General features: G+C 69.6%; 19 protein-coding genes. 10 read left to right on the top strand and 9 right to left on the bottom strand.

The window, feature by feature from the left end:
• Window positions 1-45: 45 nt before the first annotated feature.
• Together ACIBF7_RS15025 and ACIBF7_RS15020 are read right to left on the bottom strand one after the other, a co-directional pair.
• Entirely contained in the window at window positions 46-2,451 is a 2,406-nt protein-coding gene (locus ACIBF7_RS15025; protein ID WP_397197322.1) for an ABC transporter permease, read from the bottom strand.
• Entirely contained in the window at window positions 2,451-3,182 is a 732-nt protein-coding gene (locus tag ACIBF7_RS15020; protein ID WP_378525290.1) for an ABC transporter ATP-binding protein, read from the bottom strand. Before ACIBF7_RS15020 ends, ACIBF7_RS15025 begins: the two co-directional genes overlap by 1 nt.
• Before the next feature lie 116 nt (window positions 3,183-3,298).
• Between ACIBF7_RS15020 and ACIBF7_RS15015 the strand changes: the two genes are divergently transcribed.
• Both ACIBF7_RS15015 and ACIBF7_RS15010 read left to right on the top strand, forming a co-directional pair.
• Window positions 3,299-3,973 (top strand): response regulator transcription factor, encoded by a 675-nt coding sequence (locus tag ACIBF7_RS15015; protein ID WP_271275056.1) that lies wholly within the window; start codon window positions 3,299-3,301, stop codon window positions 3,971-3,973.
• A complete protein-coding gene (locus ACIBF7_RS15010; RefSeq protein WP_397197321.1) occupies window positions 3,966-5,039 on the top strand; it encodes a sensor histidine kinase in 1,074 nt (357 codons plus the stop codon). The genes ACIBF7_RS15015 and ACIBF7_RS15010 overlap by 8 nt, the downstream gene beginning before the upstream one ends.
• A 170-nt stretch (window positions 5,040-5,209) precedes the next feature.
• Here ACIBF7_RS15010 and ACIBF7_RS15005 read toward each other — a convergent pair whose 3' ends face one another.
• Window positions 5,210-5,974, bottom strand: coding sequence for a VOC family protein (locus tag ACIBF7_RS15005; RefSeq protein WP_397197320.1), 765 nt, complete (start codon window positions 5,972-5,974; stop codon window positions 5,210-5,212).
• A 313-nt stretch (window positions 5,975-6,287) separates the two neighbouring features.
• On the opposite strand from ACIBF7_RS15005, the gene ACIBF7_RS15000 reads away from it, so the two are divergent.
• Window positions 6,288-6,776, top strand: coding sequence for a hypothetical protein (locus ACIBF7_RS15000; RefSeq protein WP_397197318.1), 489 nt, complete (start codon window positions 6,288-6,290; stop codon window positions 6,774-6,776).
• 169 nt (window positions 6,777-6,945) lie between these two features.
• Here the strand turns inward: ACIBF7_RS15000 and ACIBF7_RS14995 are convergent, their stop codons facing one another.
• The gene (locus ACIBF7_RS14995; RefSeq protein ID WP_271275060.1) at window positions 6,946-10,512 is read right to left on the bottom strand and encodes a hypothetical protein; all 3,567 of its coding nucleotides are present in this window, start codon (window positions 10,510-10,512) and stop codon (window positions 6,946-6,948) included.
• A 410-nt stretch (window positions 10,513-10,922) separates the two neighbouring features.
• On the opposite strand from ACIBF7_RS14995, the gene ACIBF7_RS14990 reads away from it, so the two are divergent.
• Together ACIBF7_RS14990 and ACIBF7_RS14985 are read left to right on the top strand one after the other, a co-directional pair.
• On the top strand, window positions 10,923-11,390 hold the full coding sequence (locus tag ACIBF7_RS14990; protein ID WP_271275061.1) for a hypothetical protein: 468 nt from the start codon (window positions 10,923-10,925) through the stop codon (window positions 11,388-11,390).
• A gap of 100 nt (window positions 11,391-11,490) precedes the next feature.
• The gene (locus tag ACIBF7_RS14985) at window positions 11,491-12,015 is read left to right on the top strand and encodes an RICIN domain-containing protein (RefSeq protein WP_364235667.1); all 525 of its coding nucleotides are present in this window, start codon (window positions 11,491-11,493) and stop codon (window positions 12,013-12,015) included.
• A gap of 914 nt (window positions 12,016-12,929) precedes the next feature.
• Here the strand turns inward: ACIBF7_RS14985 and ACIBF7_RS14980 are convergent.
• Window positions 12,930-13,193 carry a hypothetical protein gene (locus tag ACIBF7_RS14980; protein ID WP_397197317.1) on the bottom strand — a complete coding sequence of 88 codons (264 nt, stop codon included), beginning with the start codon at window positions 13,191-13,193 and terminating at the stop codon, window positions 12,930-12,932.
• A gap of 561 nt (window positions 13,194-13,754) precedes the next feature.
• On the opposite strand from ACIBF7_RS14980, the gene ACIBF7_RS14975 reads away from it, so the two are divergent.
• The 3 genes from ACIBF7_RS14975 (at window position 13,755) to ACIBF7_RS14965 (ending at window position 18,714) form a co-directional block, all read left to right on the top strand.
• Window positions 13,755-14,306 carry an RNA polymerase sigma factor gene (locus tag ACIBF7_RS14975; RefSeq protein WP_397197316.1) on the top strand — a complete coding sequence of 184 codons (552 nt, stop codon included), beginning with the start codon at window positions 13,755-13,757 and terminating at the stop codon, window positions 14,304-14,306.
• Window positions 14,299-15,471 (top strand): CU044_5270 family protein, encoded by a 1,173-nt coding sequence (locus ACIBF7_RS14970; RefSeq protein ID WP_397197315.1) that lies wholly within the window; start codon window positions 14,299-14,301, stop codon window positions 15,469-15,471. The genes ACIBF7_RS14975 and ACIBF7_RS14970 overlap by 8 nt, the downstream gene beginning before the upstream one ends.
• A gap of 552 nt (window positions 15,472-16,023) precedes the next feature.
• Entirely contained in the window at window positions 16,024-18,714 is a 2,691-nt protein-coding gene (locus ACIBF7_RS14965) for an endonuclease/exonuclease/phosphatase family protein (RefSeq protein ID WP_397197314.1), read from the top strand.
• Window positions 18,715-18,758: 44 nt separating this feature from the next.
• On the opposite strand, the gene ACIBF7_RS14960 is transcribed toward ACIBF7_RS14965, so the two are convergent.
• The 3 genes from ACIBF7_RS14960 to ACIBF7_RS14950 are packed head-to-tail and all read right to left on the bottom strand — an operon-like array spanning window position 18,759 to window position 21,407.
• A complete protein-coding gene (locus tag ACIBF7_RS14960) occupies window positions 18,759-19,250 on the bottom strand; it encodes a hypothetical protein (RefSeq protein ID WP_222708893.1) in 492 nt (163 codons plus the stop codon).
• Window positions 19,247-20,725 (bottom strand): HAMP domain-containing sensor histidine kinase, encoded by a 1,479-nt coding sequence (locus ACIBF7_RS14955; protein WP_148030870.1) that lies wholly within the window; start codon window positions 20,723-20,725, stop codon window positions 19,247-19,249. The genes ACIBF7_RS14960 and ACIBF7_RS14955 overlap by 4 nt, the downstream gene beginning before the upstream one ends.
• Window positions 20,726-20,732: 7 nt before the next feature.
• Window positions 20,733-21,407, bottom strand: a complete 675-nt coding sequence (locus tag ACIBF7_RS14950; RefSeq protein WP_187281087.1) for a response regulator transcription factor — start codon at window positions 21,405-21,407, stop codon at window positions 20,733-20,735.
• A gap of 191 nt (window positions 21,408-21,598) precedes the next feature.
• Here ACIBF7_RS14950 and vanY-N point away from each other — a divergent pair, with 191 nt between their 5' ends.
• Window positions 21,599-22,171 (top strand): D,D-peptidase/D,D-carboxypeptidase VanY-N, encoded by a 573-nt coding sequence (gene vanY-N / locus ACIBF7_RS14945; RefSeq protein WP_397197313.1) that lies wholly within the window; start codon window positions 21,599-21,601, stop codon window positions 22,169-22,171.
• 19 nt (window positions 22,172-22,190) lie between these two features.
• On the opposite strand, the gene ACIBF7_RS14940 is transcribed toward vanY-N, so the two are convergent.
• Window positions 22,191-22,430 (bottom strand): hypothetical protein, encoded by a 240-nt coding sequence (locus tag ACIBF7_RS14940; RefSeq protein WP_397197312.1) that lies wholly within the window; start codon window positions 22,428-22,430, stop codon window positions 22,191-22,193.
• A gap of 604 nt (window positions 22,431-23,034) precedes the next feature.
• Between ACIBF7_RS14940 and ACIBF7_RS14935 the strand changes: the two genes are divergently transcribed.
• Window positions 23,035-23,637: a superoxide dismutase family protein gene (locus ACIBF7_RS14935; RefSeq protein WP_148030873.1), complete on the top strand. Its 603-nt coding sequence runs from the start codon at window positions 23,035-23,037 to the stop codon at window positions 23,635-23,637.
• Window positions 23,638-23,645 lie beyond the last annotated feature (8 nt).

Here is a 23,645-nt window from a genome sequence, read left to right as displayed (position 1 = left end):
CAGGTGGTCTACGTCTTCCCTGAACCTCCGGTCATCCGTAGACCCTCAGTCGAGTGACAGTCCTGCGACCGGACTCACCCGGGCGGCCCGGCGTGCGGGGAGAACGGCGGCGAGGAGTCCGGCCAGGGCGGCGATGAGGACGACGACGCCGAGCGACAGCCAAGGGACGTGCATGGTGGCGTCGCGGAGGGCCGGTTTCACGATCGTCTCGCAGGCGGCCCAGGCGAAACCGACGCCGAGCACGGTGCCGAGCACGGTGGCCACCAGCGACAGCAGGACGGCCTCGGCCGCGAGCATCCGCCGGAGCTGCCCGCGGGTGAGCCCGAGCGCGCGCAGCATCGCGTGTTCGCGGGCACGTTCGAGCACGGAGAGCCCGAGGGTGTTCGCGATCCCGATCAGGGCGATCACGATGGCGATGCCGAGCAGGCCGAGCGCTGACCAGGTGTAGATCTGCAGCTGCTGGTCCAACGACTCCCAGGTGCGCAAACCGTTCTCGATCGTCGCGCCGACGGGATCGGCCAGCTCGTCCAGGTCGGCGCCGAGCCGAGCCGGGTCGGCGCCGGTGGAGGCGCGGATCCAGACGGCACGCGGCTCGGGGGCGTCGGTGAGCGTCGCCAGCGTCTCGGGCGCGACCACGCCGGCCGGGCCCCAGCCGGTGCCGACGGCCACCTGCAGCTGGATTCGCCGGTCGCCGGCGCGCACCGTGACCCGGTCACCCGGCCGCGGAGTCAGGCCCTTGCCGAAGGCGTCAAAATCAATTCTGATCTTCCCTGGCTCGACCCGTGCGAACACTCCGCCGTCGCGGGCCACCTGCCCGGCGGTGGGCGCGGCGACGACCGGGATGGGGTCGTGGAGCCCGGCCACCTGGGCCACGGCGCCATACACCGGAATCGCCTGCTCCACACCGGGAGTGCGACGTATCCGGGTGAGGAGGTCAGTGGTGAGCGGACCCTTGGGCGAGGTGAGCGCGATGTCTATGGGGTGGTCTCTGCCGATCTGCTCGTTCAAGGACGTCCGCCATGTGGCCATCCCGGTGAGTACGGCGATCGTCAGGGTGACGCCGACCAGCAGGGAGGCGGTGGTGGTGGCGGTCCGGCGCGGATGGTGTGCGGCGTTCTCGGCCGCGAGCCGTACGGTGGGGCCGAGCGGCGCGCCCGCGATCCGGACCAGGCGGGGGACGAGCACCGGACCGAAGAGCAACACCCCGGCGAACACCGTTCCTCCGCCTGCCAGCATGAGCGCCGTGCTGCTCCTGTCCATCGCCACCTCCAGCAGGGCCAGTCCGATGACCAGCAGGAGCGCGGGCCGCGCCAGGCCGGTGCGGGTGCGCGCGTCCACTCCGGCGTCCGGGCGCAGCGCCGCCAGCGGGCTCACCCGGATCACGCGCCGGGTCGGCAACCAGGACGCGACCATGGTGACCGCCAGGCCGACGGCGAACCCTCCCAGCAGCCAGGGCACGGGCAGCTCGGCGGCGCCCATCGGCACGGCGGACGCGAGGGCGTCGATCAGGGCGATCAGCCCGTAGCCGAGACCGACGCCGGCCAGTGTCCCGGTCAGCGACGCGAGCACGCCGACGACGGCCGCCTCGCGGCGTACGGAACGCACCACCTGCCGCCGGGTCGCGCCGACGCAGCGCAGCAGCGCGAAGTCGCGGAGTCGTCGCGCGAACAGGATGGAGAAGGTGTTCGCGATGACGAGGATCGAGACGAAGAGCGCGATGCCGGCGAACAACAGCAACATCACCGACAGGCTGTCGACCCTGTTCTGCACGTGGGTCAGCCGCTCAGCGGTGAACGCCTCCGGCGACAGCGCCTTCGCGCCTTCAGGGAGCGGGCCCACCTCGCCGCGCACCGCCACCGAGCCCAGATGGAGGTGGTCGCGCCACAGCAGCAACTGGGGCCAGGTGACGTACATCGAGGCCTGGGCCGGGGGAGAGGGCGACTCCACGAGCCCGACCACCTGGACGTCGGCCGCGGCGGCTCCCACCCCGATCGTGATCCGGTCGCCGACCGCGAGGTCCTCGGCCAAGGCGGCATACACGTCCACCGCGGCCTCGCCCGTACGCGCAGGGAAACGGCCCGAGCTGAGCTCCTGCCAGCGCCACACCTGCGAGGTGGCGATCGGCCCTACGGTCGTCGTGTCCGAGAGCTTCCGGCTCCCGGCGCGCGCCGGAAGCGTCGCCCGGCCGATCGCGGACGCGTTCTCGCCGTGCCGCTCGGTGAAGGCGATCACGGCCGCCGGGTCCAGCTCGGACGACGGCCACCCCTCGGGGGAGACCACGTGCTCGGCATTGCGGTACGGCGCACCCAGGCCGTCCATGAGCCCGCTTCGCGCGCCGGAGGTGAGTATGCCGACCACGACGACGAAGGCGACGGCGACGGTGACCGCGACCGCCGCCGCGACGTACCTGCGGCTGTACGTGCGCAGCGACGCGAGGAAGACGGCACGCATCAGGCGATCCGCCCGTCCTGCATGGTGACCACGTGGTCGGCGTACGCCGCCGCGTCCCGCTCGTGGGTGACCATCACGACGGTCTGGCCGAGTTCGCGTGCCGAGCGGCGCAGGTGGTCCAGCACCTCCGCCGACGTGGTGCTGTCCAGGTTTCCCGTGGGCTCGTCGGCGAACAGCAGGTCCGGCTGTGTGATCAGGGCGCGCGCGATCGCGACCCGCTGCTGCTGGCCGCCGGACAGCTCCGCGGGCCGGTGCGCGAGCCTGTCGGCCACGCCGAGGATGTCGGAGAGCAGGCGGACGCGTTCCCGCGCCGCGTCGTCGATCCGGCGGCCGCCCAGTTCGAGGGGGAGCACGATGTTCTCGCCCGCGGTGAGCATCGGCAGCAGGTTGAACGACTGGAACACGAAGCCGACGTGCTCGCGGCGGAAGATCGTGAGCGCGTCGTCGTCGAGCGATCCGAGGTCGGTGCCTGCCACCGTGACGGTGCCGCCGCTGGCCTGGTCGAGTCCGGCCAGGCAGTGCATCAGCGTGGATTTACCCGATCCGCTCGGGCCCATGATCGCGGTGAACCCGCCTCGCGGGAGGTCGAGGTCGATGCCGCGCAGTGCATGGACCTGGGTTTCGCCCCGGCCGTAGGTCTTGGTCAGGTTCCGCGCGCGGGCGGCCACGGCGCCTGGGCTCGCGGCCGTCCCGGAAAGCCGCGGGGCCGGGTCATGTCGTGAGCCGGTCACTGCCGGGTCCTCGCTTCGCTGTGGGCCATGCCCGCAGTCAAGGCGGCGCGGTGTTGTCAGCACGTATGCGGTTTCCGATACGCCGGCGATACGCCCGGGCTCCTAGCATCGAGTGCATGCGTGTGTTGATCGTCGAGGACGAGCCCTACCTGGCAGAGGTCATCCGCGACGGGCTGCGCCTGGCGGCGATCGCGGCTGACATCGCCGGTGACGGCGACACCGCGACGGAGCTGCTGAGCGTCAACGCCTACGACATCGCCGTCCTCGACCGCGACATCCCCGGCCCCTCGGGCGACGAGATCGCCAAGCGCATCGTGGCCTCGGGCAGCGGCATGCCCATCCTCATGCTCACCGCCGCCGACCGGCTCGACGACAAGGCCTCCGGGTTCGGGCTCGGGGCCGACGACTACCTCACCAAGCCCTTCGATTTCCAGGAGCTCGTGCTCCGCCTCCGGGCACTCGACCGCAGGCGCGCGCACAACAGGCCGCCCGTACGCGAGATCGCCGGCCTGCGCCTGGACCCGTTCCGCCGCGAGGTCCACCGCGACGGCCGCTACGTCGCGCTCACCCGCAAACAGTTCGCCGTGCTCGAAGTCCTCGTCGCCGCCGAAGGCGGTGTCGTCAGCGCGGAGGAACTCCTGCGGCGGGCGTGGGACGAGAACGCCGACCCCTTCACCAACGCCGTCCGCATCACGGTCTCGGCGCTGCGCAAACGGCTCGGCGAACCGTGGCTCATCGCCACCGTGCCCGGAGTCGGCTACCGCATCGACGCGGGAGACGAGGGTGGATAGGGCGCGCGGCATGAGCGTCCGGCTCAAGCTCACCCTCAGCTACGCCGGGTTCCTCATGCTCGCGGGCGCGTTGCTGCTCGCCGCCGTGTGGGTGTTCCTCCTGCGGTACGTGCCCGACGGCTGGCCCGCCCTTCTCTACGTGGCGCCCAACCGCATCCTCCTCCTGGGAGCCTTCGCCCCCGCGGCAGCCGCGGTGATGGCGTTCCTGCTGGTGTTCGGCCTGCTGGGAGGATGGATTCTCGCCGGACGCATGCTCGCCCCCCTGACCCGCATCACCGACGCCACGCGCATGGCCGCGAACGGATCGCTCTCCCACCGGATCCGGTTGCCTGGCCGCGCGGACGAGTTCCGCGAACTCGCCGACGCCTTCGACGCCATGCTCGTACGGCTCGAAGCACACGTCGCCGAGCACCAGCGATTCGCGGCCAACGCCTCACACGAACTCCGCACCCCGCTGGCGATCTCACGGACGCTTCTCGACGTGGCCCGCCGCGATCCCGACCGTGACACCGGCGAACTCGTCGAACGCCTGCACGCCGTCAACACCCGGGCGATCGACCTCACCGAGGCGCTCCTCATGCTCAGCCGCGCCGACCGGAGATCCTTCGTACGGGAACGCGTCGACCTGTCCCTGGTCGTGGAAGAAGCCGTCGAGACACTGCTCCCGCTCGCGGAGAAACGCGGTGTCACCATCGAGATCTCAGGTGAGATCACCCCGGTTGAGGGGTCGCAGGCGCTCCTGCTGCAACTGGCGACGAACCTGGTGCACAACGCGATCGTGCACAACCTGCCCGTACAGGGAACCGTGTGGATCAAGACCGGCATCGGCCCCGAGGCGCTCACCGTCGAGAACACCGGCGAGAAGCTGTCTCCAGAGGTGGTCCCGGCACTCACGGAACCGTTTCAGCGCGGCACGGGAAGAGTACGCGACGACCACGCGGGCGTCGGACTCGGCCTGGCCATCGTCAAGAGCATCACCCACGCGCACGACGGAACACTCACCATCGTCGCGCGCCCTGCGGGCGGGCTCGGCATCGCCGTTCAACTACCCGCGTGCAATCGATGAGCTGCGACTGCGGAAACCAATCGCCCGTCGATCAGCGTCGCCTGTCGATACCGGACGTGAGTACGGACTTCGGGCGGGAGGCTGTCCCCGGTGCTTCGAGCACGGCTCACGCCCCAGACGACGAGGCCGGCAGCGCGGTTCCGCCCAACCCGCCGGCCCGGCGCGGTGCATCAGCCGGAGCTGGTGATGACGGCGAAACGGGCACCGTGCGGATCGGACAGGGATGCCATCCGGCCCACGCCCTTCACCTCCTCCGCCGGGCTGCGGACCGTGCCGCCGAGCTCCTGGCACCGGGCCACTGCCGCGTCGCAGTCGGGCACTTCGAAGTAGGTCAGCCAGTGGGGCCGGTCGCCGGGTGCGAGCGGCGCCAGACCTGCCACAGACGAGCCGGTGCCCGGAGCGCTGCCGAACGGAGAGATCAGCTGATAGGTCACATCACCCATCCGCGCGTCCTCGAACCGCCAGCCGAAGACAGACTTGTAGAAGCCGCGGACGGCCGAAGTGTCGGACTCGCGGAGCTCGATCCAGGCCATCGAGCCAGGCTCGTTGACCAGGTCCACGCCCGGCACGTCGCCGGGCAGCCAGATCGCGAACTCGGCGCTGGCCGGATCCCTGAACCGTGCCATCTGTCCCTGGGACGCCATGTCCACCGGCGGCATGAGGACGGTGCCGCCCGCCCGCTCGACCGTCTGGCTGGTGGCCTCGCAGTCCGACACCAGGAAGTAGGGGGTCCAGGCAGTGGTGACCGCCTCTCCCATAAGCGCGCCGATTCCCGCGACGTTCCTGCCACCGAGCTGGCAGAAGGCGTATTCGGGCACCTGCTCCTCGAACTCCCAGCCGAACAGGCCGCCGTAGAACCGTTCGGCGGTCTCCAGGTGCGGGCTGTCGAGCTCGACCCAGCACGGTGAGCCGGGCACGAACCGGGTGGTGAGCATCGGTGCTCCTTCATCGCCATGTGCGGGTGGACAGCCTCGCGGAGCGGTAGGCAACTCCAAGCGTGGCATGACTACCTGCGAAGACACGGGTGACACGCTTTCCCGAGAAGAGGTACGAACGATCACGTGAACAGGCCGCCGCCCACGGCGGGCAGCAACGTCGGGAGCGCGGCGAGGATCATTCTCATTTCTCTGGGGAGCACGTATCCGGCCTTGTGTGGCCGGCTCGAAGCAAAAGGGTGAGCCGGCAATGCCGACCTGATCTTCAGGACGCTCCTTGTGGCGTGCAAGTCCCCCACAAGATCAATTGATCATGACGGTCAGGATCCCCCCGGGGGCCCTGCCGCAGTCGACGGCGCCGCAGTCGATCGCCACGGTAAGTCCCACGCCGTTTCCCACCAGCGGAGGCGTCTGCGGGGTCCGTGAGCGGGAGATCACCTGGAACCGGTCCGGCCCGGTCGGCCCCGCGGGCCCGCAGGGAGACATCGGTGCCCAAGGACCACAGGGGGATCGCGGGGCTCCCGGTCTGTCGGAGGTGGAGACGGTGATGGGGTCGACGGTGTCCATCGCCCCCGGCGGTTCCGATAACTCCACCGCGCAGTGCCCGCCGGGCAAGATCGTCATCGGGGGCCGGTACCAGCTGCTTGAGGAGACCCGTGAGCTTTACAGTGATGCCGAGGTCCGGATCCCGGACATGGGTACCGGTCCCTTCAACACGTACTGGCACGTGCGTGTGAGTAACGTGAGCGACGAGGTGGTCCGGATCCGGCCCTGGGCGACGTGCGCGAAGGTCGGCCAGTAGCCGAGCCGGCAACGGCTGTAACGCTGGGTGGTGGCCGGCGGTGTGGCCGAACAGCTCCTGGACCTCGGCCGGCGGCACCCCGGCATCGGAAGCGGCGGTGGCGGCGTCGCTCTCGCGGTGTACTGGGATTCGCGCTGCTGAGCCAGCGTGGCCCTCTTCGGCAGCCTCCTCAGCCGTGGTCATCGGGGGAACAGAGCACTGGCTTCGGCCATGTCGGCACGTATCTGTGCCATTCCTGGTCGGACAGGTCGGAGCGGGTGGCCGCGCATACCTGCCCGGCCACCCGCTCCGGATCGGTGGTCCACAGCAGGACGTCGCCGGTGACTCCGCCGGTCATCAGGCCGTTCGGGGTGTACGCGACGCCTGCGAAGCCGGTGCCCGCGCTGAGGATCGTCGTCGTCGACCGATCGGCCGTGTCCCACAACCGGACTGTCTTGTCCAGGGATGTGCTGGCCAGTTCGCGGCCGTCCGGGGAGAAGGCCAGTTTGAGGACTTCGCCGGTGTGGCCCGTCAGCGTGGCGATCAGCCTGCGGCCGGGGATGTCCCACAAGCGAACGGTCTTGTCGTCACCCGCGCTGGCCAGCAGCCTTCCGTCAGGGCTGAAGACGACGTCACGCACCACGCTGGTGTGGCCTGTCAGCGGCTCCCCGGTCGCGGTCCGAGTCGTCACGTCCCACAGGCGGACCGTCTTGTCGTTGGCGCCGGTGGCGAGGGTGCGGCCGTCAGGGCTGAACGCGATCCCGGTCACGGAGTTCGTGTGCCCGGTGAGCGGCGCCCCGGAGGGCGAGCGAGTGGTGGTGTCCCACAGCCGGACGGCCATGTCCATGCCCGCGGTGGCCACCAGGCGTGCGTCAGGGCTGAACGCCAGGCCGCGGACCCAGTCGACATGCCCGGTGAGCGGCTTGCCTATCGGTGCGCGGCTCGCGGCGTCCCACAGCCGCAGCGTTCCGTCCCAGCTGCCCGTCGCCAGGATCCCGCCTTGCGGGCTGAACGCCATCGCACGCACTTCGGCGGTGTGCCCGGTGAGGGGCGCTGCGAGGGGTGCGTGGGTGGTGGCCGCCCATAATCGCACCGTCCGGTCATCGGCCGCGGTGCCCAGGACGTGACCGTCAGGGCTCACCGCCACGGCGTAGACAGCGTCGGTGTGCGCGGGCATGAGGTTCTCCCGCAGGGGCCAGATCAGTGTCATGCCGTCCGAGTCGCCGCCCGCGAGCGCGGAGCCGTCAGGGCTGAAGGCGATGTTCAGGACACTGCTCGTCGATCCGATGAGTGCGGTGCCCCGCTGCCGTCCGCTGGTGATGTCCCAGATCCGCACCGTCTTGTCCCAGCCGCTGGAGGCCAGCGTGCGGCCGTCCGGGCTGAACGCCACGCCGTACGTGACGTTGGTGTGCCCGGTCAGCGGGCCGCCGACCGGGGTCCTGGTCGCCACCTCCCACAGGCGCACTGTCTTGTCAGCGCTGGTCGAGGCGAGAAGTTCGCCGTCCGGGCTGAACGCGACACCGTTGGTGACGTTGGTGTGCCCGGTCAGCGGGCCACCGGCCGGGGTCCGGGTCACGACGTTCCAGAGGCGCACCGTCTTGTCGTTGCTCGATGTGGCCGCCGTGACGCCGTCGGAGCTGAGCGCTATCCCGGTGATCGGACCCCTGTGACCGACCATCGGCTCGCCGACCGCGGTCCGGCGGACGGTGTCCCAGGTCCGCAGGACGCCGTCGGCGCCGCCGGTGACGAGCAGACGTCCGTCGGGGCTGAACGCTATCCCGGTGATCGGCCCCGTATGCCCGGTCATGGGCTCACCGAGCGGTGCCCGGCGGGCGACGTCCCACAGCCGTACGGTCCGGTCGTAGGAGGCGGTCGCCAGGACGGATCCGTCCGGGCTGAACGCCAGGCCGTTCACCACCGCGGTGTGACCGGTCAAGGGGGCACCGGCCTGGGTTCGGGTCGCCAAGTCCCACAGGCGCACGGTCGCGTCTCCCGCCGAGGTTGCCAGGATGCGGCCATCCGGGCTGTACACCACGTCGCGTACCTCGCCGGTGTGCCCGCGCAGCCGGGTGGGCAGCGGGTACGCCTGGGTGCTGATCAGGCTGTCACGAGTGGCCGCGACGTCCGGCGCCGTCCGCCACGCGGCGAGGCTGAGCTGGGCGGCACGCAGGGGATCGGTCTCACGCAGCGCGGTGGCCTCGGCGACCAGTTGACGCGCGACCGCCACCCGGTGCTGGTCGCGGGCGTCGGCACGCTGCTGCAGAGTGATCACGGACGCCGTGGCGAGCAACGTCACCACCGTCGCGGTGGCCACCCGCAGGTGAAGCGTGCGCCGTCTGCGGGATCGGGCCTGCGTGTCCCGCGAGTGAATCGCGGCGTCGAGAAACTCCCGTTCGCCGGCGTTGAGGCGGACCGCCCGGTGCGCCGGGCCGGCCCACGCCAGCACCTGGTCGAGCTGGGTCGCCCGGTAGAGCAGCTCAGGGTCGCGTCCGGAGGACTGCCAAGCCTGGGTCGCGTCCGTGAGCTTGCGATGGAGCAGCACACTTTCGCGGTCGTCGGTGAGCCAGCGACTCAGCCGGGGCCAGGCGCGGATCAGCGCCTCGTGCGCGACCTCGACGCTGTCGGTGCCGATGACGACGAGCCGGGCGGCGGCGAGCTTGTCCAGCACCCGGTTCACGGTGCGGGGATCGCCGACGGTGGCCAGTTCGCCGTGGCGTGCGCGGCGCCGGGTGTCGCCGATGCCATCGCCGAGCGCGGTCAGCCGCACGAAGACCTGGCAGGCCACCTCCTGTTCCGTGGCGTCGAACTCGGCGTAGAGGCGCTCGGCGGTCTGGGCGAGGGCGCCGTGCACACCGCCGCACACCTGGTAGCCCGCCTTGGTCATGGTGTTGTTGCGCCGGTGCCGATAGGTCTCCAGTAGCGCGTGCGACAGCAGCGGCAGCCCGCCGGGTTCGTCGGTGATGTCGGCGATCATGGTCGCGACGAGTTCCCGCTCGATGGTCAGCCCGGCCATCGCCGCGGGCTGGGTGATCGCGGAGCGCAGCTCGTCCCGGGTCATGGGGCCGACGAGCACCTGGGCACCTTGCCCCAGCACCTCCAGCAGGCCGGGGTGGGTCGCGCAGTGCCCGTAGAAGTCGGCGCGGACACCCAGGACGACCTTGGCCACCCGGCCAGGTCCGCGAGCGGCGTCAAGCAGGACGTCGATGAACTCGGCCCGTTCGCCCGCGTCCGGGCACAGCGTGAACAACTCCTCGAACTGGTCGACCAGCAACAGGACCCGGGTTCCGCCGGTGGGGTCGGCATGGCGCAGCGCCCGGTCGAGCCAGCCGGGTTCGCCGCGGCCGGGTTCACCGCCGCACAGCTCCGCGACGGCGCGGGTGAGCTCCCGTAGCGGCTGCCCGGTGGGCGTCAGCAGAACCCAGGACCACTCGTGCCCGGAGAACGCGGGATGCGCCCGGGTCGCGGGAACGAGACCCGCGCGGATCAGCGAGGACTTCCCGCTTCCCGACGCGCCGAACACCGCGACGACCGGCGCCTGGGCGACCTGGTGGACCAGGCGCTCGACCAGGCTGGCGCGCCCGAAGTATCGATCGGCGTCCTCGGGCTGGAACGCGGCCAGGCCGAGGTAAGGCGACGCGCCATCACCGGCCGGATCCGTCCGGTCGCGTGCCGATTCCTCGGCCAGCGCCCGGTAGCGCGTCTCCCATTCCCGGCGATCGCCGCCGCACGCCTGCACATATGCCAGCGTGACCGTCAACGACGGCAGTGTCCGCCCGCCGGCCGCCTCGGCCAACGCCGTCGCCGAGTAATGCGCACGTTTGGACAACTCCCGATAGCTGGGCTGTCCCGCTTTCGACCGTAACTGCCGCAGCTCGAACGCGAAACGCTGTAACGAATTCGCATCTGGATCAAGCGGACGCTCACGTCTGCCCATGCCCCCACTCCCCGGCGGCCCATCTTTGTTTGTTCAGCGGCACGAGCGGTCCTGAACAATCTCCCTGATGCTATGTCTGGAATCGGCAGGACGCGGCGACCCCTCGCCGTGAGAGCTCATCGCGGGGTGGAGATCACGAGTAGGTGACCTTTCCTGCCTGATCACGCAGAAAAATGTCCATGCCAAACACACGGCGCCCCTCGGGGAGGGGACTGATTTCGGGGAGACGACAAGTGTCGAAAGCGAAGATCGCGGTGCTCGCCGCAGCGGTGACAGGAATGGCGGCCGGCCCCGTGCTCGCCGCGGCGGCTCCGGCCCACGCTGTTTCGTGCAGTTCTTCGGGGATTTTCACCGCGGCGGTCCGCGAACTGTCTCAGGACATCGGGTACAACGGGCCGCGGACTGTCAAGCTGCAACTGGTCAACATCAGGAGCAGCGACTACAGCTACGCCTTCCTGACGGGAGCCGGAGGCACCGGGGTGCAGCGGGGGGACTCGGTCTGGGTCGAGTGGAAGAACACCAGTACGAGTCCATGGGAGAAGTGCCCGGCGTCGACGGCGGCCACGGACGCCACGGCGGCCGTCAGATCCACCGGCGCCCACAACATCAACCACCCGATGCGGGCGTGCCTGTCGTACTGGGCTACGGCGATCTACCGCAGCACCGTGTGCACCGGATCCTTCACCGATCACCCTGAGTAATGAACCGCGGCGCCCGGCGGCGCCATCACGGACAGCGGTGCGTGCCACCGACGGAGACGGGAGAATTCAGGTGCGAACATCTCACAAAGTGATCAGTGCCGTGTCAACGGCGTTGCTGGTCGTCGTGGGCGTCGGCGCGAGCAACGCCGTCGCGGAGGCGGTCCCTACCGCCACCGCCGGTGTGGCGGCCGTGGGCTCCCGGCTGATCAACGGCGACGGAGACACTTCCGGAACCTGCCTCGAGATCGAGTACGGCGGTACGGGCACAGGAGTCCGCATGGCCGGGTGCCACGTCAACGCCCACCAGAGCTGGCGCTTCACCACCCACACCGGGGGCTACGTCGCCATCCGCAGCCATGACCCCGACCAGGCGGGCAACTGTCTCAGCGCCGGTAGCGTCGTGTCGGAGTCGCCGTTCATGAGGGACTGCACGGACGGGGTCGACGCGGACATGGCCTGGACCCAGATCCACCGCTCGAACGGGTGGTTCCAGCTGCACAGCAAGGCCTACCAAGGCCTGTGCCTCGCAGTGATCGACATCGGCGCGAGAGATCTGGTGACGATGCACCAGTGTGGTGGCGCGACCCAGGGCAACCAACTCTGGCACTGGGCCTCAGTCGGCTGACCCACGGACGGCGCTGATCGAGGAGATCGGCGTACGGCAGGACGGGAGCGGGCCTGCGCTCGCCGAGAACTTCGTCCATGCGGGCCAAGCCGCATGTGAGTACTCGTGGAGTACGGCGACGACGCGCTGATTCTCCCGGTCGACGTGGAAGATCCACTATGCCGACCTGCCGGTCATGCCGACCCGGACACCGATCGGGACGGGTGGCCGGCAGTGGTCGTCCGCGGACAGGTGGATCTTGGTTGTGCAGCCGTTACGGGAGCGGCCTAAGCAGTTTCCAGTCTGACTACCTCCACCAGTCGGGCGGCCAGCGTGGCCAGCACCGGATCGCCCCGGTTTGTCCCGCCGTGAATCCCCACAACCTTCCCAGAATATGATGGTAAGAGGAGAAACAAGCGGGGCTGTATGGGAGTATTGCCCGGTGCGGTCGATGGTCGAGCGATAGGCGAAGTCCAGAAGATTGGAACGGTGCTAGCGGAAGCGGAGTCGAGATTCAATGAGTCGAATTCCGTCGTCGTAACACACTACGTAATCGTAGATATGGGGTCTTCTGATCCTCGGGCCGCCCTTGAGCAGGCGATAGGCAACTTGCGGGAAGCTCGCTGGCGGGTCGAGACTGACCGCGGCCGGCATGGGTGCAAATGATGTCTCATCGATGGAAAAATGTTCTGCTAACGGTGGAGACAGCGGATTCATATTTGGCTGGAGGTTCTATGTCTAAGGCTTCAGTATGGCTGAAATTGCAACCTGATGCTGAAGATCGCAACACTCTGCTCGTCCTTTACCTGCGTCGCATGGACACTTAGGGGTATCTGCTAAGCATTGTCAGTTTGTTCAGTGGGTGCGTCTATTCGGTGCCACCGAACCTTGAGCGCGTGCCGGCTAAGGCCGAGCGGGTCCAGGACGGCCAAGCATCAGTCCCACGAGTTGAAGAGCGTCGCGCCAAGGGTCCGCGGCTTCCAGTGCTTGATCTGGCTCCACTCCGCGGTGGACAGAGCAGCAGTGTCCGCCTCTGCCAGGGGTGACATGAGCAGCGACGCGCTCAAGACGGTGAAGCCGAAGTCGTTGAGGGAATCTGCCCAGGCAGGTGGGTCCTGGAACCCGTCGGCGTACCAGTAGCGCAGGTCGTCCACGAAGGCGATCAGGGGATACTGGGCGTGGAACAGCGCAACGTGCACTCCATCTCGATCGTTGATCGTCGCGCTGTGAAAGTTCTGCGGATACTGCTGTTCCGCGAAAGTCCCGACCTGCCCGCAGGCGGCCCGGGCTGCGGCGTACCAGACGGTACGACACGCCCGAGGATCAGTCTCTGGCAGCGGCGAGTCTCTGGAGTGACGAAACCCCGTTGAGCCCCGCTCCAGCCGGAAGGCAACCTGTGGGCTGTCCGCCTTCAACCCCCTCGGTCCTCTTCGCCGTCATAGGACAGCCGGCAACTACTGAAACCTACTTCCGCAGCTCAGAGTACGGTGATCGTGTGATCGTGGGCCAGGCACTGATCCGGCCAGCGGTCACAGTGATCCCTGATTGAGAGTCGACCTGAATGAATGCCCAATGCCGGGGATGCCAGCGCCCCGAGTGAGTGTCAAGCTGCGCTACCGCCGACTCACGCACTGTCCAAGGACTTTCCCCTGATCAGGCGGTGACCTGAACCGAGGCTCAGCGACGGTCCGTGAAAGCATCACGGCACTTCGGGCAAGAACGGGCGACCATCGTTCACTTGACCCAGCGGAGACGCCTGTATGGCCGTTCCACCTGACCTGGCCGACCCACCCGATCTACGGGTGGACTTCGAGCAGATCTTCAATGCGCACTTCACCGAGATCCACCGCTACATCGCCAGGCGGTTGTCCGACGACGTCGCCGACGACCTGGCCGCCGAGGTGTTCCTGGCGGCCTATCGGGGCGGCTACGACGCCTCGCGCGGTGGGGTGCGTCCGTGGCTGTACGGGATCGCCACCCACCTCATCGCCCGGCATCGCCGTACCGAGATCCGCAGATGGAAGGCGCTCAGCCGGACGGCCGAGCGCGACGCGTACAGTCCCGAGGACGCTGCTCTGGCCCGCGTGGCCGCGGGTCAGCTGACCGGCAAGCTGGCGGGGGCGCTGGCCGGACTCAACCGCGGGGACCGCGACGTCGTGCTGCTGAGCATGTTGGGCGACCTCAGCCACGCCGAGGTCGCCGCAGCCCTGCAGATCCCGGCGGGTACGGTCGCCTCCCGGCTCAACAGGGCCCGCAGGCAGCTCCGCAAGGCACTCGGCGACGTCAACCCTTTGGAGGACACCCATGGATGAGCTGAGCCTCCTGGCGAGAGCACTGCCTGACGCTCCGCCGCCATCGGCGGAGGTGGTCGAGAAGGCCCGCGCCCGGCTGGCCGCCGCCCAGCACAAGCCGGTACGGCCAGGCAGAGCGGATCGGCGTGGCCTCGCCTGGGGATGGGCCCTGGGAGCGGCCACGGCCACGGTCGCCGTCGTCATGGCCGTCGTCACGCTGGCGTCGAACGGGACCGCCGTCCCCCCGCCGGTGCTCGTGCCCGCGGGCGGCAACGATGCCCTGCTCCGCCTGGCGGACCAGATTGCGAAACTGCCGGACGAGAGCGGCGACTACTGGCGCAGGCCCTTGCTCAACAACGGGCTGATGAGGGTCCGGGCGGGCGGAGAGACGTTCAACGTCCTCTCCTCGTCACGGATCGACCTCTGGCAGCCGCGCGACCCCGGCGACCCCGTCCAGGTGGAGCAGCGGCAGCAGTTCGTCCGCCCCGCCACCGAGGCTGACGAGCGCGCCTGGCAGGCGGCGGGTTCTCCGCGCACGGTCCAGCGAGTGTGCGCGCCGGGCACCCGAGCAGGCGACTGCGCGAAGGTCCGGCTGCAGGCCAAGCCCTCACAGTGCGTGTACACGCGCGCGGCCGAGCCGGGCGGCGTGCTCGGTGATTCACGACTGGCTGAACTCACGCTCGCTGACCTCGCGGCACTGCCCGGCGACGCCGAGCAACTCCGGGAGAAACTGCGAACCTACTGGGAGGCCCGTCAGGACGGCCCGTCCAAGGACAGCTTCGAAGAATTCCTCTCCACTTCCTCCGCCCTTCTGGAGCTTCCGGTCCAACCCTCGGTCAGGGCAGCCGCCCTGCGTCTCCTCGCCGGACTGCCGACGACCAAGGTGCTCGGCTCGATCACCGACCCTCTGGGACGACCGGGAATCGAGGTCACCTTCATGAAGAGCGAGGGTTTCGTCCGGCAGTTCGGCACTGACGACGAGGTGGCGGAGCGGTACTCCACCATCCTCGACCCGCGGACCGGCACCGTCCTGACGGCCAACGCCGCGATCGCGGTCGAGAGCTCGGCGGGGCTCGCCAAGGGGACATTCATCAACTATCAGGCATGGGCCCCTGAGGCCGGCTGGACCGGCGAACGCCCCGAGCGGCCACACGGCTGCCGGCTCAGCGACCGCCCGCTCCCGTGACAGGCCGCCCTGGGCAGGCGCGCTCACCACTTTCCTTGTGAACGTTTCTCCGGAGACCCGGGAGTGGCGTGCCGGGGCCAAGTCACTTCGCCGATGGCCGGAGAATGTCGGACAGCCCTGAGAACACGTATGCGTCGTGGCAAGCGGCTTCTGCCCGGGCCCCGAAACGCTATACCCAGAAACTGATTTACGGGCTCGGGAAAAACTAGCGGCCGTCGGTGGGCGCGCCTGCGCCCACCCAGGTCACCACGTGACTCTTGGATCGATCCTTCCTCGATGAATGGTGACCTGCGAAAGCACGTCCCAGGGCGACAGGCCCGTCAGGCAGCCCCCGTATCACCCGGATTTCCCCTGGACAGGAAGTTCGGCATGACAAACACTTCCTCTGGTCGTCAGATCGACGGGATGAGCGGAACATCAACGGGGAGAACAGTGTCTGGAATTACGCGTGTCAGCCGTGTCCTCACTTCCTTAGCCATGCTCGTGGCGCTTTTGGCGGCTCCTCTGGGTGAGCGGCCGGCGATGGCGCAGGCCGAGCGACCCCTGAAAATCATGAATTACAACCTGTGCGGCGCCGTGTGCAACCACGGCGAGACCGGCGTCGTGGACATGGTCCACAGCAAGATCCAGGCCGAGCAGCCCGACGTCGTCACCCTGCAGGAGACGTGCCGCAGCCAGGCGGAGAGGCTCCAGGAGCTGCTCGGCGACGCCGGCTACAAGTCGTACTTCTCCAGCTCCCGATTCTGGCCTCCGGCGGAGTGGGAATGGTGGCCCCCCGATCTCACGCCGACGTGTGACACCGTAGCCCCGTACAGCGCGGGCAACGCCATTTTCGTGCGAGCGGACATCAGTGACGCCGACGACCTGCAGTTCTCGACGGGCCGCGGCATCGGGTGCGTGACGGCGGCCTTCGAGATCAGGACGCGAGTGTGCACCCTGCACGGCACTCCCGACGACCCGACCGCCGCCAAGGAGATCGAGGAACTCGCCACCGACCTGTTCCCGCCGCACCTCAGGCGGATGCCCTTCATCCTGACCGGGGACGTGAACGTGGCCCCTGACTGGCCCTCACCCGAGAATCCGGCCGTCGGCCGGTTGTACGCGCCGGAGGCGGGGGGCACCGGAGACTACTGGGAGGTGGACCAGTTCGCCGGATGCCCGGGCTGCCCGCCCAAGCCGGGCGGCGCCAAGACCCACCCCAGCGAGGGGAAGATCGACTACATCTTCGTCAGCAAGGCGCACTTCGACCGTGACGTGTCCGCCCGCGTGGAGAACGAGGGCGACTGCGTGGTCACCGGGGAAGACCCGAAGCCCGACGACGGGCGCTGCTCGGACCACGACATCCTGTGGGGAGAGGTGACGCTCCGCGTCAACGAGCCGGTCCGGGTCTTCCAGTTCAACGTCTGCGGTGCCAAGCAGATACCCCAGCCGTCCTGCGCGAACAGCGCGGTGAGCGGGGCGGTTCCGGCCATCGCCTCCTCGATCCTGGACTTCCGCCCCGATCTGGTCACGTTGAACGAGGTGTGCCGCGACCAGTACGACAAGCTGCTGGAGACCGTACGCGCCAACGGCTACGACCTGCACGGCGAGTTCGCGATCACCCGGAGTCCCGCGTCGAAGTGCGGCGGCTCCCAGGAGCTGGGCAACGCGCTGCTCAGCCACACACCGCTGACGAATCCGGCCGTTACCCCGCTGCCCCAGGGCGGGGAGCCCGAGACGTACAACCTGACCTGCGCCGACACCACGCTGCGGGAGCAGTCGGTACGGGGGTGCGTCACGCAGCTGAGCGCCGAGGCCGGCCTCCGCGCGGAGCAGGCAGGGGCGGTCGCCGCTCAGGTGGACGCCGGCGTGCCGGTGATCCTCGGCGGCGACTTCCAGGACCGGCCCTGGGAGGCGGCGCTGACCCCGTTGTACGCCCACCACGGCGGCACCGGTGTCCTGCACGAGGTGGACGAGACCGACACCGCGTACTTCGCGAGTCCCGAGCACAGCTGCCCGGTCACCGATCGGACATGCCGGACAGGCGAGGGTACGGTTCCGCTGCCGGTCGCCCTGCAGCACAAGCGGGACTACATCTTCGTCAGCGATCATTTCGCGGCACTCGACGGCGATGCCACGCGCACGTCGGTCTCCAGCCACGTCCCGCTGCGCGGCTGGGCGACGCTGATGACCGGTGACGGAGGAGTAGGTGGCGGGGTGCCATCCGATCCGCCGCCGGGGCAGAACCTGCCGCCCACTGTCTCGGCCGGCCCGGACGTCTCCGGCACCGAGGGGCAACGGCTGCGGCTGCACGGGTCCGTCGGAGACCCGGATTCCACTCCCACGATCACCTGGAGCTACACGGCGGGCGAGGCGGACCCGGGCACGACGTGCTCCTTCGGCGACGCCCACGCCGCGTCCACGACGATCTCCTGCACGGACGACGGCACGTTCACCGTCACGCTCACCGCGAGCGACGGGGTCAACGCGCCGGTGAGCGACTCGGCGCGGGTCCGGCTGCGCAACGCGCCGCCGCGGCCGTCCATCACCGGTCCCGCGCCGTGGTCGGTCCATCGCGCGGGCACGCCGGTCAGCCTCACGGCGCCCTTCACCGATCCGGGCGCCAACGACACCCACACCTGCGCGATCGTCTGGGACGACGGTCGTACGGACTCCTTCGCGGCGACGAGCGGCGGCTGCGATCGCGCCCACACCTTCACCGACGCCGGCATGTACACGGTCACGGTGAAGGTGACGGACGACGACGGCGGCGAGGGCACCGCCAGTGTCATGGTCATCGTGTACGACCCGGAGGCGGGATTCGTCACGGGCGGCACGCATCTTGAGTCGCCGGCCGGGGCGCTGACCTCGGATCCGTCGGCGACGGGCCGGGCGCACTTCCAGTTCAACCCGAAGTACCACAAGTCAGACACAGGCCCGGTGCCGAGCGGCGGCAAGGTGAGCGCCCGCCTCACCGGCACCGATTTCGACCTCGACGCCACCGAACTCGAGTGGCTGGTGATCACGCCGGACGGCAAGGCGGCGGTCAAGGGCAAGGCGACCGTGGCCGGTCGGAGCGGGTACGGCTTCGTCCTGTACGGCCATGACGAGCCGGACAGACTGCGTCTGGTCGTGTGGCCGCTCAGCCAGGCACCGTACCCGGGCGGCCCGCCGGCGTACGACAACCGGCGGGTCGACGAGTTCGACATCGACCGCTTCGATCCTCAGACCGTCACCGGAGGGAACATCACGGTGCACCACTGAGCTACGCCCGCCCTGTCATGCGCGAGCGTGACAGGGCGCAGCCGTCACTCCGGGCACGTCCGGGGGCCGACGCTCTGCCCGGCACCGACGACGGTGACCTGGAGGAGCTTCTCCGGCGACGTGGCGCCGGCCGTGCACACGATCTGGTCGACGGCCAGCGGGGACAGTTCGCCGGCAGGAGTGGACAGGGTCACCGTCACGTGGCCGACCGGCTCGGCGGTCACCGAGAACGGGCCGGCCTCGGACGGGACGTCGGTGGTGAATCCGCGCGCCTGTTCCCTCGCGGTGGGTCCGGCCGCGAGCAGCGCGAGCGTGTCCGCTTCGAACAGTGGACGACCACCCGGTCCGGGCCGCGTCACCGCCAGGAGCCGGCCGTTCCTCACCAGGTAGAGGGTGATCGTCGTGGTGGGCGCGACGCCTCCGCTCGGCGGGTCGCCGGCGGGGATGACGTCGCTGGGCCGCACACCGCAGCCGGCCACGGCGACGAGCGCTACGAGACCCGCGGCGAGCACGCGGCGGGCCGGCCCGGTCCTCACGCGGAGCCTCCGTCCGGATCGTGGGTCCGGCAGGGCAGGCGCAGCGTGAACACGGCGCCGCCGTCCGGGGCGTTGACGACAGTGAGGTCACCTCGGTGCAGGCGCGCGTTCTCCCGCGCGATGGCGAGGCCGAGGCCGCTGCCTTCCGACCTGGCCCTGGCCGCGCTGGCCTTGTAGAACCGGTCGAACACGTGCGGCAGCACCGCTTCGTCCAGCCCCGGTCCGTGGTCGCGGACCTCGAGAGCGACCCACCGCGGATCGGCGGAAAGCCGTACCGACACCGGCGGCTCGCCGTGCCGCAGGGCGTTGCCGACCAGGTTCGCGAGGATGACGTCCACTCGGCGCGGGTCCAGGCGCGCCGTCACCCCGGGGGGAAGCTCGGTGTGCACGGACTCCGACCAGCCCCGGGCACGCAGGGTCGCGCGCACCAGCTCGGCCACGTCGACCTCGTTCAGCGCGAGGGTCGCGACGCCCGAGTCGAACCGGCTGATCTCGATGAGGTCGTTCACCAGCCCGGTGAGGTTGAGCGTCTCCTGGCTGACCAGCCTGGCGGCCCTGCCGGCGTGCTCGGGCAGCCCGGCCGCCTCCTCGTCGAGGACGTCGGCGACCGCGGCGAGCGCGGCCAGCGGGGTGCGCAGCTCGTGGGACACGTCGGCCACGAACCGGCGCGAGTCGGCCTCCATCTCACGGAGTTGCTCGACGTGCCGTTCCAGCTCCGCGGCGGTGTCGTTGAACGTGCGCGCCACGTCGGCCAGCTCGTCGGAGCCTCGGACCGCGACCCTGGCCCGCAGGTCGCCCTCGCCCAGCAGGCGCGCCGCCCGGCCGAGCTCGCGCACCGGGCGCAGCACGCCACGAGTGGCCAGCGACGCCAGGACGACCGCGAACACCAGGGCCGCCCCGCCGGTGAGCCAGGCCCAGGCGGCGAGCCCGTCGATGCTGCGCTGTTCGGGAACCAGGCTGTGGGCGGTGTAGACCTCGATGCCCGACACCCGCGTCGTCCGGTCCGGCTCGGTGATCACCAGAGGCGCGCCGATGATCAGGAAGGGCTCGCCCTGCCACACCACGCGTTGCCACGCCATGCCGCCCTCGGCCACCGTCCGCCGCAGCTCGGGTGAGATCGTTCCGGGAGCCAGGCCCGGCGCACGCGGCGGACGGCCCGGCACCGCCTGTCCCGGCGGCGGGCCGGCCGGTGACTGCGCACCCTGGTAGAAGGCGACCGCGGAGCTGTTCCGGTCGGTCATGGCACGGGCGATCTCGCCGAGCTCGGCCGGGCCCGGCGTCGCACTTCGCAAGGGGTAGAGCGCCTCCAGCCGGCTCCGCATCGCCTCCACCGCGGCATCCTGGGTCCGCTGCAGGATGTCGTTGCGGGCATGGACGTAGATCCCGCCGGCCACCCCTGCCGCGGTGACCACACACAGCAGGGCGAACGCGGACAACAGCCGGGCACGCAACCCCAGGCTCGGCCACCGTGCCACCGGCGGCTCACACCGGCCCGAACCGGTACCCGAACCCACGCACCGTCTGAACGTAGACGGGCGCCGCCGAGTCGTCCTCGATCTTCGCGCGTAACCGCTGCACGCACGCGTCCACGAGACGCGAGTCGCCGAAGTACCCGTGCTCCCACACCGACTCCAGCAGCTGCTGGCGGCTGTGCACCCGGCCGGGCGTGCCGGAGAGTTCGAGCAGCAGGCGCAGCTCGGTCGGGGCTAGGCTGACAGGCGCGCCGCGCTTGGCGACCACCAGCCCGGCGCGATCGATGGTCAGGTCCCCATACCGCTCCAGCTCCGCCTGGTCCCGCCCGATCCGCCGGAGAACCGCGCGAATGCGTGCCTCCAGCACCCTGGGCTGCACCGGCTTGACCACGTAGTCGTCGGCGCCCGCCTCCAGCCCGGCCACCACGTCCATGTCGTCGCCGCGCGCGGTCAGCATGATGATCGGCACCTCCCGGGCGGCCCGGATGCGGCGGCAGACCTCGAACCCGTCGATGCCAGGCAACATGAGATCGAGCACGACGACGTCGGGAAGGTCCACGCGCAGCCGGTCCAGCCCCTCCTCGCCGGACTCCACCGCCCGCACCCGGTGTCCATGCCGGGTCAGGGCCAGCTCCAGGCCCTCCCGTACGGCCGGGTCATCTTCGATCAGCAACACTCGCGACACGCCGCCGAGTTTCACAGCACGCTCCGTACCTCGCCCGCCGGTCAATCCCTCCACTGTCGGCCAGCCGTGTCCCCGCCTCGTCAGCACCGTGTCATGGTTGTATCACGGTCGCACCCGGCGCCGGCCGCCGTCGACGAACGGTGACATGCGGCGGACGGCGCGCGCGCATCCGGCGCCGATCGTTGTTCGTCATGAACGAACCGCGAACCATCCCACTCCGGCCCCGTGACCGGCTGTTCGCCGCGGTCACGCTGGTGCTCGCCGTGCTCCTGCTGCCCGTGGGGTTCGTCCGCCATCCGGGCCGTGCCCGCGAACTGGCGTGCCGCTGGGCGTTGGGGATGCGATTCCCCGCCGAGGACCTCACCGGGCTCACCGACGGCGCCATGGCGGCGTTCACCGCGGCACGCACCGAGGCGCTCTGGCGTCACGGCCAGCTCGTCGGCCTCACCTCGGGATACCGCGATCCCCAGGTCCAGCAACGGATGTTCGACGAGGAGGTACGCCGCTCCGGCTCCCCGGCCTCGGCCCGCATGCTCGTGTTACCGCCGGCGGAATCCGGCCACGTCAAGGGCATCGCGCTGGACGTACGCCCCCGCGAAGGCGCGCGCTGGCTGGAGGAGCACGGCGCCCGCTACGACCTCTACCGCGTCTACGACAACGAGTGGTGGCACTTCGAGCACCGCCCGGACCGCCGCGGCACGCCACTGCCACGACGCCCCCACCCCGGCGTGAACCCCATGGCCGAGAACGGGGACCAGGTGTAGCCCCTGTCCGTCAGGACGTTCAGCCGTCGGGATACGAAGGCGTGTCGAAGTCGCGGATGCGCGAGTGCCGCGCCTGGAACCAGTCGGTGGCGAGGTCGGTTCCGGTGATCCGTCCGATCAGTGCCAGGGCGGAGCTGACGCTCTCGTCCGCTTCCACCGGGTCGACGTTGTCATCGGTGATCTCGAAGCGCAGCCTTCTGCATGGCCGCCTCTCGACTTGGGGCGTTCCCCAAGACGCCTCCTCCGGATGATGCGTCATGGAGTGCTTTCGATGGCTGTGATCTTTTCACACCGAAGAAGTCACGCGCGGGAACCGGTTGTCGCAGCCCGGGGCCCGGCTGGTAAAAGCCCAGCCAGCAGCCCCGTTCAGGGGATATCTGGGGAAGGTGCGGGTGAGCCGTTGGGTTTGTACCTACGGGAGGGTGCTGAAGCGGTACCCGACTGTGGGCCTGGTGCTCTCCCAGCCGCCGATCGCTTTGGGGGGATGACCATGGCTATCCGCTACTACCTAGTCGGCGCGTCCATCCGCTTGGTGCAGCCAGAGCCGGGAGACGGCTTCGAAAACGGCGAATCAGCGTCACGCCGCCGTCGCCGTAGCAGACGACGCCGCCGTTGAGCGGTCCAGTGTCAGGGCATCCCTGCGTCTCAGGGGAGCCCTGACGGCACTTCTGTGACGAGATCCCAAGGCTTCGAGGGGACGCTCTGGCGATGGCGAACTTTTACCTCCGGCATCGGGGCAGTGGACGAAGCCGGGGGGATTTCTGTGGCGAGGCCCCTTGGACGTCGCGGCTCGCCGTTCTCGCGTCCAACGGTGCCGCCGTCGTCTTCACCTGGGGAAGACGCCACACAGGGGGAGACTTCCGATGGTACGAAAGGCTCGTCTGGCTCTGGTCGTGATGCTGGGCGTGGGAGTGGTCGCCCTGAGCGCGGCCGCGCTGGGAGCGATGATGCCGGCGCGGGACGGTGCGCCGGCCGGTGCCGTGATCAAGAATGCCGAAGGCCAGACGGTCGGCTCGCTCCAGGTGGAGGACGCCGGGAACGGCAAGTCCAGGATCACGGTCGGGGTGACGAACTTGCCGGCCGGTTTTCATGGCTTCCACGTCCACGCCAAGGGCGTCTGCGACGCGCAGTCGAAGGACCCCGACACCGGCAGCCCCTTCTTCAGCGCGGGAGGACACTTCGACCTGGGCTCGCAACCGCACGACCGCCACACCGGGGACCTGCCCAACCTGCTGGTCGGCGCGGACGGCACCGCCACCGCCTCATCGGTGACCGACCGTTTCCAGGTGGCACAGCTCTTCGACGGCGACGGCAGCGCCATCATGATCCACTCTCTGGCCGACAATTACGCCAACATCCCCGACCGCTACCGGAACGCGGAAGGTGAGGCCGGGCCCGACGCCGAGACGCTGAAGGCCGGCGACTCCGGCAGCCGCATCGCCTGCGGTGTGATCACCAGAGGCTAGCGGGGTCC

The organism is Nonomuraea sp. NPDC050478, from assembly GCF_044458265.1.
GTDB classification, from domain to species: domain Bacteria; phylum Actinomycetota; class Actinomycetes; order Streptosporangiales; family Streptosporangiaceae; genus Nonomuraea; species Nonomuraea ferruginea.
This window is presented reverse-complemented; position numbering and strand designations above follow the sequence as displayed.